Below are 15,927 nucleotides of genomic sequence, written 5' to 3' on the forward strand. Positions count from 1 at the left end.
TTTTATTTTATCATAGAAAGCTTTATGTTTTTATTTGATTTACAGACTTTTTATCACAGGCTCAGATATTATTACAAAGTAATTACTGTACCACTAAGACCTTTCATAGCAAGTGGTGCCTTTTCTAAAGAAGCAATTACTGATTTTCTTCCAGCTTTGCTAGTCGCAAACTGAACTGCAGCCTCTACTTTAGGAAGCATACTTCCTGGTGCAAAATGGCCTTCACTAGCTAAATTTTTTGCCTCTTCTACGGATATTTCTTTTAGCTCCTTCTGGTTTGGCTTTCCATAATTGATAGCAACACGATCAACTGCTGTTAAAATAAACAGATAATCTGCATCTACAAGTTCTGCCAATTTGGCAGAACCAAAGTCTTTATCAACAACTGCTGGAATTCCTTCATAATCACCATCTTCATTTAAGACAACAGGAATACCACCACCGCCGCAGGCAATTACTATAAATTCATGGTCAAGCAGGTTTAATATAGAATCTTTTTCTACAATATCAACTGGCTTAGGGGATGCAACCATCTGCCTGTAACCCCTTCCTGCATCTTCTTTCATTACTAATTTAGGGTCTTCTTCCATCATCTTTAATGCTTCTTCTTTTGAATAAAATCCCCCAATTGGTTTTGTAGGACATTTAAAAGCCTTATCATTCTTATCTACTAACATTTGTGTTACTACAGTTGCCACATGCCATGGCATCCCCTGCTTCTTTAGTTCTTTTTTTAAGCCCTTTTGCAAATGATATCCTATATATCCCTGACTCATAGCCGTACACTCTGGTAGTTCAAACTTTGCAACTTTATCATTGTTAGCTGAAGCAATATCAAGTGCCAGACTAATCATTCCTACTTGAGGACCGTTGCCATGACTTATAATTATTTCATGCCCCTGTTTGATTAATCCAATTAAAGATGGGGCTGCATTATCTATCATTTTTTGTTGTTCTATCGGAGTTTTTCCTAAAGCGTTTCCCCCAAGAGCAATCACAATTCTTGACATATTTTTCTCCTTTATTTGTACAAATTTCTATAGATAATTATTCCTACTAGCCAATAGAATTTAGGACTACTTCCAATTCAGCTCTAGCCTTCATTTGTGCAACTTTATCTTCTTTTTTTGCATTTTGATTTAAGAAATATACAAGTAATCCTCTCATAGCTGTCAATCTGTTTTCACCTTCATCAAACACGATAGAATAATCAGCATCTATTACTTCATCTACTACCTCTTCTCCTCTTGTTGCAGGTAGGCAATGCATGAATTTTACATTAGGGCTTGCTTTTGCCATCATTTCTTTAGTTACTTGATATTTAGGATAGAATATTGCCATTCTGTCTTCTTTAGAAAGTTCAGCATCATATAAACCATACCAAACATCAGTATAAACGAAATCTGCATCCTTTAATGCTTCATCTTCGTTATCTGTAATCAATAATGAGCCACCAGATACTTTACAATTCTCTTCTCCAATCTTAGTAAGTTCTTTCTTTAATTGATAACCTTTTGGGCCATATTGAACGAAATGCATTCCTAATTTAGTTGTAATAAACATTAAGGAAGCACATACCTGAGTAGCATCTCCTACAAATACAACTTTACAATCTTCCAGTTTCTTTCCTTCTGGTAAATGTTCTGTCATAGTACAAATGTCTCCCATTTCCTGAGTTGGATGATTGTAATCAGACATACCGTTAATTACTGGTACTGTAGCATTTTTTGCAAGATCAACTACGCTCTTATGTCTGTCTACACGTGCCATAAGGATATCTACTAATCTAGATAAAACACGGCTTGTATCCTCGATAGTTTCATGTCCTCCTAACTGAATCTGACCTGGAGCTAAATACTGTGCATGTCCACCAAGTTGCTCCATTGCTGTTTCAAAAGATACTCTTGTTCTAGTTGAACTCTGTTGAAAAATCATTCCTAATGTTTTATGTTTAAGCAATTGTGGATAATATCCATTCTTAATACACTTTTTCAACTTTAAGGATAAGTTTATGATATCCATTAATTCTTCCTTTGTAAAATCATTTGTATCTATAAAATCCTTTACTGCCATTTTTTTCTTCCTCCTAAAAATTAATATTTTGTTATGAATTTTTTATTACTACTTGTAAAAGTTTTCTCACATAACTATTTAGCAATATCCATGCCAAAAATTAATCATAAGGAAATGGCTATTTTACTGAAATACCATACTTGAAATATTAAATAACTTATTTCAATTTGGGATGTGTCACAAAAATTTACTGTATTTAAATCAGTTCCTATATTTCAAAATGACATACATTTTTTATATATTAGAAATTGTACGCAAGTTTATTTGACATAACAATAAAATCTATTCCAAGCTAAAATGCTGCTTGTAAATAATTCCACTATACAAAAATAAAGCCTAGAATAACTTTTACGCTACCTAGGCTCAAAATATGACATTTAAGGTAAATAAAATATTTTCTTCAAATCTACACTTTTAGGGCTGCTATCTTCATTAGTTTCCATTATATCTTTCATATACTTCCACCACTTTTGACAAATCTCAGTATTTGCCATTTCATTGTATGATTTTTCATCTCTAGCTTCAACATATGAAAACAAATATCCTGTTTCCTCATCTAAAAATATAGAATAATTATCATATCCATGTTTTTTTAATTCTTCTTTCATTTCAGACCATATTTCATCATGCCTTTTTTTATATTCATCATAACAATTCTTATATACCTTCATTTTACAAGCTTTTCTAATCATATAACAATCCTCCATCTATAATATTTACATTATACTATATAGACATATTCATTTCTTTTTCAATTTGTTTTAAACTCTTACCAGATGTCTTAGGGGCAAATACTATGCCAACTATCATACTTACTAATAAGAAAGCAGTCATGGTTAAAGCTAATCCCTGAAATCCCAATGTTGCTAATGTTGGTACGAAGAAACTCCAAAATCCAAGCCCAATACGTACAATTGAGAACATAATTCCCTGTGCTGTAGATCTAAATCTTGTAGGGAAAAGTTCACTTGACCATAATTGGAAAAATGGCTGCTGTGCCATACCCTGTCCAATCCCCCAAAGTATAACGTATGATAGAGAAATAACAAAATTTAATTTGAAGAATGCAAACAACGCCATAGAGGTAACGTTTACTATAGCCCCTATAAAAAATGTCCACTTTCTACCTTTGGAACTATCGCTAAAACGCATAAATATAGTTACTGTTGTAAATACAGATATTGCAAATTCCAGACATTGAAGACCCACGCTAGTTGCTTGTGATTGGGACCCAAAATTTTGAAGAATATATGGTAAGAAAAATCCTCCAGTTCCTGCTACCAAATTCCACAATCCATACATAGCTACAAGAAAAATAATTGACTTTAAATTTTGGCCTTTAAATAAGCTAGATACACTAACTTTTTCACTTTTATCTATGTTCTTTAACTTTTTTTGTTCTTCTTCCCATGTCTCAGATTCTGACATATCATGACGCATTAACCATGTTATAAATGCTATTACTATAAGATGTAAGAATACTATTCTAGCTCCCCATATACCCAAAGGAGTTAATATAAATGATAAAGCTAATGTGCAAACAGGTCCAAGCGACCACAAAGCTTGTGCCAAACCTCCATGTTTTCCTCTTGAATCTGCGGGTGCCTGCTCTGCAATTAGTGTCCATGATGCTGGTATATCTGCTCCAACAGCCAATCCAGCCACTATATATCCTAAAAACAACATCCACGGTTTTACAGCACAAACCAATATAAACATACCTATTATATATACTAAAAGATCGTAAGCATATATTTTTTTTCTTCCAAACTTATCACAAATTCTTCCTCCTATAAGTGCTCCTACCCCAGCAGATATTGCATTAGAACTTATAGCTCCTAATAGTCCAACAGTTGTATTGCTCAAGTGAAATTGAGCTGTCCAAAGAGTCAATGCACTTGCACCAGATACAATAGATCCTGAATCCAAATAATTAGCCAAAGCTGCTGATATGGTCCATTTCCAGTGTTTTCTTTTTTCAGAAACTTCCATTATGTAACATCCTCCCCATTTATTAAAATTATTGATTATTACACTTTCATGAGAACATCTTCCAAAATAAAATATGTTCTTATGAAATAATTTTTCTAAAAAACACTTTTATTTTAATATTCCATCTCTCACATTAACTTTAAATCCCCTTGCAAGTTCTTTTAACTGTTCGTCAGTTAATTCTTGTTTAATCTGACCACATGAATAAACTTTAACGTAAACTTCTGCTGCCTTTTCTACAGTTTCAATTAGTCCAAAAACTTCATCCACAGTAGAACCTGTCCCAAATATGCCATGATAAGGCCATATAACTAGACGATATTCTTTCATTTTTTCAGCAGTTTTTCTTCCTATTTCATCACTTCCGGGTACCATCCACGGTAATATACCAACACCATCTGGGAATACAACAAGACACTCCGTACACATTTTCCATAATGTTTTAGTAAAAGCTGCTTCATCCAATTCATGAACAAATGTCATAGTTATAACATTTGTAGCATGTGTATGCATAACTACTCTATGATTTTTGTCAATTTTCAACCTTTCTATATGACTCATAAAATGAGCTGGCAGCTCACTTGTAGGACTTGATCCATCCTCATATCCCCAAAGAACGTATATACTATTTCCATTCTCTGAAACCTTTACTATTCCCAAATTTGTTTCTGGAGAATCAATCACATTTTTAAAATACTTACCTGTTCCTGTAACTAAAAATATCTTATTTGCCAATTCTTTTACCGGGAAAGATAATTTGATTTCCCTTGTGAATTTATTTATATCAATATATTTACTTACTTCATCATCATAAAGCAAATAACTTATATTTCCTCCATTTCGTTCATCCCATCCCATTCTCCACATATTATAAGTAACTTTCATCATTTCTTTTAAAAATGGGGCTTCTAATATTTTATTATTACAGCATTTGTTATCCAATGTAATCATTCCTTTCAACTATTTCCTCTTAACTAATACATCCTTTTCATATTGTTTTACTTCATCAAACCATTCTTCACGTACAGGGACATTCATTTTTTCACAGTAATAATCCCATACATCAGAAAATGGATATGATTTAAATTCCTCTAATAACACAATTCTTGAAGTATAATCTTTTTCTAATTCCAATTTCTTTAATAATTCTGTAGGCTCCAGCATAGCCTTAAGCAGTGCCTTTATCACATTTCTTGCTCCAATAACCCATGCTGCTATACGATTTACGCTTCCATCAAAGAAATCCAATCCTATATGAGTTCTCTTTATTAAATCATTTCTAACAAGTTCATGGGCAATTTCTTCAAGTTCATCACTCATTATAACTATATGGTCACTATCCCATCTAACTGGTCTGCTTATATGTAATAACAGTTCATCAGTAAACATCAAAACTGATGATATTTTATTTGAGATAGTTTCTGTTGGGTGAAAATGTCCAGTATCCAGGCATATTGCCTTGTTATTTTTAATTGCGTATCCCATATAAAATTCATGAGAACCAACTACATAACTTTCTGAGCCTATCCCAAATACTTTACTTTCAACTGCATCCAAATTGTATTTTTCATCTATGTTCTGAGAAAATATTTCATCTAAAGAATCCTTCAATCTCTTTCTCGGTTCCAACCTATCTATTGGAGTGTCCTTATATCCATCTGGCACCCAAATATTAGTTACACATTTTTGTCCAAGTTCTTTTCCAAAATATTCTCCTATTTTCCTGCATGCCATACAATGTTTTATCCAAAAATCTCGAATTTTTTTATCAGGATTACTTAGTGTAAATCCATCTTCAGATTTTGGATGAGAAAAACATGTAGGATTAAAATCAAGTCCCAGTCCATTTTCTTTAGCCCATTTAACCCAGCTTTCAAAATGCTCGGGTCCTAATTCATCTAGTTCAACTCTTTCATGAGTGTCTGCATATATTGCATGCAAATTTACCTTATGCTTTCCAGGAATTAATGCAAGTGCCTTTTCTATATCATTTCTAAGTTCTGATATATTTCTAGCTGCTCCAGGATAACTTCCTGTAACTGATATTCCTCCAGTTAATTCTTGGTCTTTGTTTAAAAATCCTCTGACATCATCCCCTTGCCAACAATGCAGCGATATTTTTACCTTAGATAGCTTGTTCAAAACCCTATCCACATCAATTCCATACTTGCCATATAACTTTATAGCCTCGTTATATCTCGTTAATGTACTCTGATTCATATTCTTACCTCCATAAATCATTTTAAAATACACAATTTTAAAAATCTTTCATATATACCATTTAAATCTTTAACTTTACAAGGATTATATTCATCTATCTTAAAAGATTGTCTAATTAATTTTCTCGCTTGAATAATATTTTCAATTTCAAAACTTGATATCATTTGGACCATTATATTTCCAAGTGCCGTTGATTCCACCGGACCTGCTATTACCTCTCTCTCTATAACATCTGAGGTTGTCTGACACAAAAGCTTATTTTGCACTCCACCACCAACTATATTCAAAGTATTAATTCTATTTCCAGTTACTTCTTCCAGTTCTTCAATAGATCTTCTATAAGTAAGAGCTAAGCTGTCGAAAACACACCTTGATATCTCACCTGCAGTATGAGGAACATTTTGTCCACTTTCTTTACAATACCTCTGAATTTCCTCTATCATGTTTTCAGGTTTTAGAAATCTACAATCATTACAATTTATAATATATTTAAAAGCTTGAACTTTAAGAGCTTCGTTAACCAATTCCGAAAAACTGTATTTGTTATTATAATTTCTACGCACCTCCTGTATTAACCACAACCCAATTATATTTTTTAAAAATCTGTAAGTGTTAAAGGCTCCTCTTTCATTTGTATAATTATTTTCAAATGCAACTTTATTATTTATGGGCTTATTCATTTCTATGCCAAGCAAAGACCAGGTTCCACTACTTAAATAAGCAAAATTTTCGTCACATCCTGGTACTCCAAGGACTGCCGATCCTGTATCATGCGTTGCAACCGATATAAGTGTACATTCTGGAAGGTTATACTTCTCTTTTAAACTTTGTTTTATACTGCCAACATTTTGTCCAGGCTGAATTAGTTTTGCAAACTGGCTTCTTTTAAGGTCTAAAATATTCAACAAATCCCTATCATATTCTTTGGTTTCCAAATTCAATAATTGTGTTGTTGAGGCATTTGTAATCTCATTTATATAATTTCCCGTAAGTAAATAATATAAATAGTCTGGAATTAATAATATTTTTTCCGCCTGTTTGAGTTCATCTTTATTATGTACATAAAGTTGATACAGCGTATTAAAATTTAAAAATTGAATCCCCGTTTTTTTATATATTTCTTTAAGTGATATGAGTTTTGAAAATTCCTCTATAGCATTTTTTGTTCTTTCATCCCTATAAGAATAAACTTTTGATATTCTATTTCCATGCTTGTCAAGTAAAACATAATCAACTGCCCAGGTATCTATTCCTAATGTACATTTATCTATTCCTAACTTAGCAGCTTTTTGAAGTCCTATTATTATATTGTTATATAAATTATCTATATTCCAAAAATACTCTCCGTCTTTTCTTATAATTTTATTTTTAAACCTGTGGATCTCTTCAATGACTATTTTACTATTTAGCATTTTTCCTAATACTAAACGTCCACTAGATGCCCCTATATCTACTGCTATGTGAAATTTCATCTTATTTAACACCTCTTTTTAGAACTCCCGATCATTAAATATTTTGTACTCGTTTACATACATATTATATATTTGCTAGTGTTTGTTGTCAACATATTTTGTTGTTATTTATTGCTTTTATCTTTTATTTTGTTGTATTTTATCTACATCCGTTATTAAATCAACCTCTTATTTCAAAATTTATTTGCTATTTTAAAACCTTTCGAAATATGAAAATTATATTTTTTACTACTTTATAAATATCTTAATAGATACTAGCTTTATTTGGGTAGACTATACTTACAGTATTCACTAAAACCTTATTATCATTTGTTACTAAAATTATATAACTAATATGTAGACAAAAAGATTAGTAATATCTATCTTAAAATTATCTTTATTTAGCTTCTAAAGCAACGCAAAACAACATTTTGTATTGCTTTCTATAGATTTAAGGACTATATTCTGTTACAATAAATAATATATTATAGTTTTATATACTAATGGGAGGTATTTTGTCCTATGTTAGCAATAGAAAGAAAACAAAAGATAAAAGAAATTATTATGAACGAAAAAAAAATTTATGTAAATAATTTAAGTAAACTATTTGAAGTTACAGAAGAAACCATTCGTCGAGATTTAGAAAAATTAGAACAGGAAGGCATCGTAACAAGAACTTATGGAGGGGCTATATTAAATAGAGAACAGACTAATGATGATCAACCATTCTTGAAAAGAGCAACAAGAAATTTAGATGCAAAACAAAAACTTGCCCTGAAGGCACTTCCATTTATAAAAGAAAAATCTACAATTATGGCAGATTCAAGTTCTACTGTTCTAGAATTATTGAAACTATGCAAAGGAATTAAAGATATTACTGTTATGACCAATTCCATTGAAATATTAAATAGTTTATCAAGATCTTCTGTACATGTTATTTCAACTGGAGGAATTTTTAATTACAATTCAATGTCATTAACAGGTTCTATCTCCAAAGATGTTATAAAAAAGTATAATGTCGACTTAGCTTTTATAAGTTGTAAGGGACTTGATAAAAATAAAGGTATTACTGATTCTAATGAATCTGAAGTTGAGCTCAAAAGAGCTATGGCTAGTCAATCTAGTAAAGTATTTCTATTAGTAGACAGTTCAAAATTTACCAAAGTAGCTTTTATCCACTTGTTTGATTTTAATAATATAGACTATATAGTTACAGATAATAGTCCTTCTCAAGATTGGATAGATTTTTTACATAAACACAATATAGAACTTATCTTCTAAATTCTTACTCCGTATATTTGGGGGATGAACATAGATTTAATTTTTATATAAATCTATGTTCATCCCCATCCAAATAAACTTTTGTATTTATAGCTCCTTAAAAACTACATAATCCCATAGAACTCAATTTTTTATATCCCGTACTACTCTTCAATTGCTATATCTGCACCTAATATAAGATGTGACATGGCTGGAGTTGTATTAAAATAATGAAACCATTATAGTATTCTATCTTTCCTTAACATATTAAACACTGCCGTGCAGATGCATGTGGAATACCTGGTAAAAAAGACTTTTCAAATAAACTTTATGAAATTACTAGTTATCCTAAAACTTTCTCTCACGACTAACGTATAAATCTCATAAAATAAAGCAGACATTTTAGATAAATGCCTGCTTTGTTTTTTATCTTTAAATATTTAATTTTTTACGTTTTGACTCTATCCTTTGGAGCATTTGTTCTGCTGCCTTATCTGGATCAGGTTCTACAAAGAATTTTGAACCATAGTCATCTTCCATCTTATTTAACAGATAATCTGCAACAAATGGACCTCCAGTTACAGGTGGAACAACACCAAGCCATGTATCTATACCGCTACCTACTACATACATTCCTATAGCCACTGCTTTTTCTGACATCCATTCAGGAGCAGCTCCAACTACTGGCAAATCACTAATATCCAATTTTAAATAGTTTGCTAGCTCACCAACAAGTTGTAAATTACGACTGATATCAACACATGAACCCTGGTGAAGAACCGGTGGAATATTCAATAAATCACATACTTTTTTAAGTCCAGGACCAGCTATCTCTTTAGCTTCTTTTAAAAGCAATCCTGCCTTTGCTGCTGCATGAGCTGCACAGCCCGTAACAACTACTATTACATCATGTGCGATTAAATACTTGATCATTTTTACTATAGGTCCATCATGTTCAACTTTCGGGTTATTACAACCTACAAAAGCAGCTGCACCTCTTATAACACCCGATAATATAACATCTGCAAGAGGTTTAACTGTTTGAAGGTGATCTATATTTGAATTGACAACCTTGTCAAGGGTGTCAACTATAGCTTCAGTACTAAATCCAACCACTGCATCACATTTTTCATTAGGAATTAGAACCTTTTCTCTATCTCTATTCTTATAATTTAATATAGCTTCTTTCAATATCTGTTTTCCACATTCATAGGCATTGTCTTCATCAAACTCAATATATAACGAATCTGTTATCTTAGCTTTTGGTGATGTTGTTATAAATTTAGTATGATAAGATTGAGATAGTTTTGCAAGTGATGGCATTATGCACTGAACATCAACTATCAATGCTTCAACTGCACCTGTTACTACAGCAAGTTCCTGTTGAAGGAAGTTTCCTGCCATCTTAATACCATGTCTTAGTGCTATTTCATTTCCTGTACAACACATACCACAAAGATTTATTCCATCTGCGCCCTGAGCTTTTGCAAGAGCAATGAGTTCAGGATCTTCAGCAGCTGCAACAACTGCTTCTGAAAGTACTGGCTCATGTCCATGCAGTATAACGTTAACTGAATTTTCCTCTAATACACCTAAATTAGCTGTAGTTCCTACTTCTGATGGAGTTGTAAATAGAATATCACTAAGTTCAGTTGCAATATAAGAACCACCCCATCCATCTCCAAGGGATGCTCTCATTGACATTTTAAGAATATTTTCTGCATCTCCTGAACATCCAATGTGAGTTGAGTGCATTATACTAACTATATCTTTATCAATTGCCCTTGGAGTTACACCAAGCCTGTCCCATACTTCTCTTCTTTTTTTAGGCAAAGCTGTAGGCAAAGTCAAATTCCCATGAGGTTTTCCATATTCATTCAATGTAGCTGCGGCCAAATCATGTGCTACATCATAAATATCTCTTCCCTCAGTTTCAATTTCAAATCTCTTTGCAACAGCTGCAAGCTTTTTCTCATCTCTTATATTTATTTGTCCATCTCTTGATGCGTTTTCAAGATAAAGGCATATTGACCTACCATGATCTGAATGTGCTGCCGCTCCAGCTGCACACATTCTTGCAAAGTTTCTTGCAACTATAACATCTGCTGTAGCTCCACAAATACCTCTTGATACTCCTTTTCCTGGAACTGGACTTACCCTACAAGGTCCCATAGCACAATTTCTGCAGCACACACCAGCTAAACCAAAACCACATTGTACTTTCATTTTAGCTTTTCTATCCCATACAGTTTCTACACCATCTTTTTTTGCTTTTTCAATAAGCTCTTCCTCAGCTGCTACTATTTCTGACCTTCTGTCTTCCATTAATAAAATACCTCCTTAAAATATAATAAATTTATACCCAGATTTTATTTTTTAATTATAGTTAAAATTTAATTGTCTACCAAATTTGTAAAGGTTAACATGGAAGGGGTAAAAATTATTAATCTTTTTTTAACTAAATAGGGTTTTAGGTATTTTTAAGATTATACAATGTATCTTTATAAGATACTTTTGCTATTTTATATAAGAAGGATATATTGTATTTAATATAATTTTTCTCACTATTATACTAATAATGAGATTACCCCTAACATATTTGTGTTTATGTTTAAATTATACGACACATATTTACATTTGATAAACAACTTAAATTTACACTTATACAACTAAAAGTTATAACTTTAAAATTTAAAAGAAGGCCAAAAACAATTTATTTTAATCTACATTATTATCGGTCCACGCCTTATATAGAAGTTTAACAGCAGGATTAATTTCATCTAATTTTATTCCTCCAAATCCCAACATAACAGTACCTTTTAAACTGTTCTCAGGATATTTCCAAAACTTCGACGTAGGATATACTTTTACACCAACTTCATGTGCTCTGTCAATTAACTCCTTTTCCGACATATTTGCTTTTACTTGTACTAAAATATGAAGGCCAGCATTCATGCCATAAATAGAAATTTTGTTTTCAAATATTCTTTTCAAACTTTCAACTAGTGCATCATGTTTTTTCTTCTGCATCCTATTGGTTTTTCTAAGATAGCTTTCCCAATGCCCTTCTTTCATAAAAAGTTCTAAAGTTTTTTGGATAATAAAAGGAACAGAAGGTGGATACCCATCAAACATTGCAGTAAACTTATTTAACATACATTTAGGAATGATCATGTATGATAAACGTAATGTTGGAAATAGAAATTTTGAAAAACTGCCGATATATACAACCCTATCACTACAAAGAGATTGAAGGGACTGCACAGGTTTTGTATTATATCTAAGGTGGCAGCTATAATCATCTTCAATAATTATTGAATTGTTTTTAATTGCCCATTCTATAAGCTCAAGTCTTCTAGAAATAGGCATTATAATTCCTAAAGGATACTGATGTGATGGGGTAACATGCACAGCTTTGGTATTTGTACAATTTAGTTCTATTACATTCAGTCCCGATGAATCAAGAGAAATAGGCTTCACATTAAATCCATGATTTTCTAAGGTACGGCGGGTTATATGATGTCCTGGTTCTTCCATTGCAATTGTGGTAGTAATATCCTTAATAAGTTGACATAGCATACCTAAACAGTAATTTACACCAGCTCCAATAAAAACTTGATCTAATGTACATTCTACCCCACGATAATAATGAAGATATTTTAATATCTCTTCTCGAAGATTGATTTCTCCAAAAGTTGGACCATAACTTGTCATCTCACTAGAAAAATTTTTTATACACTTATTTGTAAGTTTTCTCCACTGCATCATAGGAAGTTCACTCTCATTTAATTTTCCATATTTAAAATCATATTGAATTAATGAATCCGAATCATCTGGCAGCATAGGTTTATTATAAGAAGCTTCTTTTGTACCATGAACATAGGAAAGATCTAACTTTTCAACATAATATCCGCTGCGAGGTTTACTAATTAAATATCCTTCCGAATATAGTTGATGATAAGCTACATCTACAGTATTTCTACTTATATGTAAATCACTGCATAATTTTCGGGTCGATGGCAGTTTACTACCTGGCTTTAAATCACCACTTAAAATTTGCTCTCTAAACTGCTGGTACAACTGAATATATAATGGAACATCACTTTTATCCTTTAAAACAAACATACGTTCACATCCTTTTAACCCAAAATCATGATTCTTTAATCATACGCTTTTCTATAGTTGGCCTCATTCTTTTTTCTAAATCTGGCACTTTTACATATAACCCTAGTGTTTTACAATAAAGTTATATTAATTTCTTATTTTATCAACATAAAACGGTATCAACCAATATTTTATATTATTATATCATAATAGATAAAGGTATAAGAATTAGCATATTATACTTTTAAAATTCCTTGAGATATTATAAAAAGGCAGGTGTGATGAATTGGAGATCAAACAATTAAAATATTTTCTAGAAGTTTGCAAACATAAGAGTTTTTCAAAGGCTGCTAAAGAAATTTATATTACTCAACAGGGCTTAAGCAAGGCAATTAGTAATTTGGAAGAAGAACTTCAATATCCTTTACTTCATACTACACCTAACGGAATCAAAATAACAAAATATGGGCAATACTTACAAAAACAATCAGAACATATTGTACAGGAGTTTGATTTGATTTTAGATGGCATGAATAAAATGGCTAATATCAATGAGGGAACTCTAACAGTATGTTTTAGCTTCGGAGTCCTTAATGCTCTGTCACCAGATATTATATCTGACTTTCAAAAAACTTATCCTAACATTAAGTTAATTATAAAAACTTATCCTGATTCAATTTGTGAAGAAGTTGTTATGAATGAAAAAGCAGATTTAGCTGTTTCAATTGGCCCAATTAATGAAAAAACTTTTAATTCTACCACCATTAAATCTCAGTATCCTTGTATTTTAGTAAATAAAAAAAATCCATTGTCTAAAAAAACATCAGTGGATTTTAAAGAATTAAAAAACGAAAAATTTATTATTCTTAATGAAAAATTTCATTTTTATCACAACTTTATTAATAAATGCAGAGAATCAGGTTTTGAACCAAATATAGTCTTTACTACCTCAGAAATTATTACCGTTCATAAACTAAGTCATTTTAATAAAGGTATTGGAATAAGTATTGATTTTATGGCTAAAGATATTAACTATGAGGACATTTATCCAATTCCTTTTAAAGATCCTTCTTTCAAATGGGAAATTTGTTTAATAACTAAGACACACCGATTTGAACCCAATTTAGTGAAAATATTCACAAATTATATGCTAAATTACTAAAACTACTATATATGTGTTATTTTTACTTACTAAGTTACTGTAACATCTGTACTATAATTAATTGAAATTTAGCTGACTAAAAAGCCAAAAGATAAGCAGTTGTAATTCCTATAACAATTTATTTTTTGGCACTTCTAGCAGCATTTGACCTTACAGGCCTACTGATTATCAATTAGCATTTTTATATTATGCTAATTAAATTTTTTTAGATACTTCTTCTAATACTTCAGCAGTTGAAGAAAGTTCTTGAATAGATGAAGTTATCTCCTCTATTGCACTACTTGCTGCTTCAAAATTGCAATTTGATTTATTTATACTATTAGTAACAAGTTCCATAGAACTAGTAATTTCTTTTAGCACAGAATCAATTTCTTTAACTGATTCACTACTTGATTTAGACAATTTTCTTATTTCTTGTGCAACTACACCAAAGCCCTTTCCATTATCTCCTGCTCTTGAAGCTTCAATAGCTGCATTTAATCCCAAAAGATTTGTCTGCTTTGAAATACTTTGTATAAATTTTAAGATTTCATTAGTGTCTTTAGCATTTTTATTAGCTTTATTTAATGCATTAGAAGTATCTTCATTTAAGTTAACTATATTTTGGATTTGCTCAGAAATATCATTGCTTGCCAAAGACATTTGTTTAAGAGAACTTGCTACATTTTTTGATAAAGTCATCATCTTATCCATACTTTCAAGACTTGTTGCTGCCAAAAAAAGACCGATTACATTATTATTGTCATCTTTAATTGGGATTGAGTATGATTTAAAAGGTACTCCATATAATTCTTTGGAAACAATATCTATTACTGGCTTTCCAGTTCTTAGTGCCTCACCTGGCGGTCCTTTTCTTGGTATTGGATCTCCTTCTTTACTTGATAAACTTAGCTTGTCACTATAAAGAATTTTTAAAATTTTTTCTGTATCAGTAATATAAATAGTTATATGATGACCAAAAAGTATATCTATGTATTGCAGTGAATCATTTAAAGAATTAAATATTGTATTTTCAACTATTGGTGATAACATATTTTTGCCTCCAATTAATTTGCTATAAATACAATATATATTATACATCTTATTTGTATAAATTGAAATATATTCCTTGCGTTTGTATATAAGTAAATTTATGATTAATTTACCATATATCTATTTTATGAAAAAACTACAAATAAGAAAACACCCGCTAGTCTCCTGCAATATTACTACAATAAACAAGTGGGTATTTCCATTTAATATTAAATCTAAAGCTTACTATATTGTAGGGCTTCTCTCCCTTCATCACCAGTGCTTATGCGTATAACGTTTTCAATATCATAAACAAATATCTTTCCATCACCCATTTCTCCTGTATGGAGTATTTTTTTAGCAGTTTCAATAACAAGCTCTACAGGTACTTCACAAACTACCACTTCTACTTTTACTTTTGGTAGTAGATTAATATCCATGGTCAACCCACGATAATATTCCTTATAACCTTTTTGTACTCCACATCCTAAAACATTTGTAACAGTCATACCCGTAACACCAATGTCATTTAATGCTTCTCTTAATTCCTCTAATTTAACTTTGTGAGTAATAATATCCACCTTTGTAAGTTTATTACCCATCGTTTTACCTCCCTTATTAAATATATTTAGTTTCTTTCATAACTCTACAAGC

The 15,927-nt window shown here is 31.2% G+C and carries 13 protein-coding genes; 2 read left to right on the forward strand and 11 right to left on the reverse strand.

All coding sequences use genetic code 11. The features are described from left to right. Positions 1–71: 71 nt before the first annotated feature. From arcC to rhaB, 7 genes are all read right to left on the reverse strand, one after another. Complete coding sequence (gene arcC, locus DMR38_RS21335) at positions 72–1,010, reverse strand: carbamate kinase (protein WP_127723728.1); 939 nt, start codon at positions 1,008–1,010, stop codon at positions 72–74. Between the two features lie 46 nt (positions 1,011–1,056). Next, positions 1,057–2,073: a putrescine carbamoyltransferase gene (gene ptcA / locus DMR38_RS21340; RefSeq protein ID WP_127723730.1), complete on the reverse strand. Its 1,017-nt coding sequence runs from the start codon at positions 2,071–2,073 to the stop codon at positions 1,057–1,059. 377 nt (positions 2,074–2,450) lie between these two features. Next, the gene (gene rhaM / locus DMR38_RS21345) at positions 2,451–2,765 is read right to left on the reverse strand and encodes an L-rhamnose mutarotase (RefSeq protein ID WP_127723732.1); all 315 of its coding nucleotides are present in this window, start codon (positions 2,763–2,765) and stop codon (positions 2,451–2,453) included. 34 nt (positions 2,766–2,799) lie between these two features. Beyond that, positions 2,800–4,065, reverse strand: coding sequence for an MFS transporter (locus DMR38_RS21350; RefSeq protein ID WP_127723734.1), 1,266 nt, complete (start codon positions 4,063–4,065; stop codon positions 2,800–2,802). Positions 4,066–4,173: 108 nt separating this feature from the next. Then, the gene (gene rhaD / locus DMR38_RS21355) at positions 4,174–5,016 is read right to left on the reverse strand and encodes a rhamnulose-1-phosphate aldolase (protein ID WP_127724195.1); all 843 of its coding nucleotides are present in this window, start codon (positions 5,014–5,016) and stop codon (positions 4,174–4,176) included. Between the two features lie 9 nt (positions 5,017–5,025). Then, positions 5,026–6,285 carry an L-rhamnose isomerase gene (rhaA, locus tag DMR38_RS21360; protein WP_127723736.1) on the reverse strand — a complete coding sequence of 420 codons (1,260 nt, stop codon included), beginning with the start codon at positions 6,283–6,285 and terminating at the stop codon, positions 5,026–5,028. Between the two features lie 17 nt (positions 6,286–6,302). After that, the gene (gene rhaB / locus DMR38_RS21365; protein WP_127723738.1) at positions 6,303–7,757 is read right to left on the reverse strand and encodes a rhamnulokinase; all 1,455 of its coding nucleotides are present in this window, start codon (positions 7,755–7,757) and stop codon (positions 6,303–6,305) included. A 501-nt stretch (positions 7,758–8,258) separates the two neighbouring features. Here rhaB and DMR38_RS21370 point away from each other — a divergent pair. Beyond that, a complete protein-coding gene (locus DMR38_RS21370; RefSeq protein ID WP_127723740.1) occupies positions 8,259–9,017 on the forward strand; it encodes a DeoR/GlpR family DNA-binding transcription regulator in 759 nt (252 codons plus the stop codon). Between the two features lie 411 nt (positions 9,018–9,428). Here the strand turns inward: DMR38_RS21370 and cooS are convergent, their stop codons facing one another. Together cooS and DMR38_RS21380 are read right to left on the reverse strand one after the other, a co-directional pair. Then, positions 9,429–11,321 (reverse strand): anaerobic carbon-monoxide dehydrogenase catalytic subunit, encoded by a 1,893-nt coding sequence (gene cooS, locus DMR38_RS21375; RefSeq protein WP_127723742.1) that lies wholly within the window; start codon positions 11,319–11,321, stop codon positions 9,429–9,431. 393 nt (positions 11,322–11,714) lie between these two features. Beyond that, the gene (locus DMR38_RS21380) at positions 11,715–13,121 is read right to left on the reverse strand and encodes a PLP-dependent aminotransferase family protein (protein ID WP_127723744.1); all 1,407 of its coding nucleotides are present in this window, start codon (positions 13,119–13,121) and stop codon (positions 11,715–11,717) included. A gap of 265 nt (positions 13,122–13,386) precedes the next feature. On the opposite strand from DMR38_RS21380, the gene DMR38_RS21385 reads away from it, so the two are divergent. Further along, complete coding sequence (locus DMR38_RS21385) at positions 13,387–14,262, forward strand: LysR family transcriptional regulator (protein WP_127723746.1); 876 nt, start codon at positions 13,387–13,389, stop codon at positions 14,260–14,262. Positions 14,263–14,457: 195 nt separating this feature from the next. Here DMR38_RS21385 and DMR38_RS21390 read toward each other — a convergent pair whose 3' ends face one another. Continuing rightward, positions 14,458–15,294: a methyl-accepting chemotaxis protein gene (locus DMR38_RS21390; RefSeq protein WP_127723748.1), complete on the reverse strand. Its 837-nt coding sequence runs from the start codon at positions 15,292–15,294 to the stop codon at positions 14,458–14,460. A gap of 215 nt (positions 15,295–15,509) precedes the next feature. Next, the gene (locus tag DMR38_RS21395) at positions 15,510–15,875 is read right to left on the reverse strand and encodes a P-II family nitrogen regulator (RefSeq protein WP_127723750.1); all 366 of its coding nucleotides are present in this window, start codon (positions 15,873–15,875) and stop codon (positions 15,510–15,512) included. Positions 15,876–15,927 lie beyond the last annotated feature (52 nt).

This window comes from Clostridium sp. AWRP (assembly GCF_004006395.2).
GTDB lineage: Bacteria > Bacillota > Clostridia > Clostridiales > Clostridiaceae > Clostridium_B.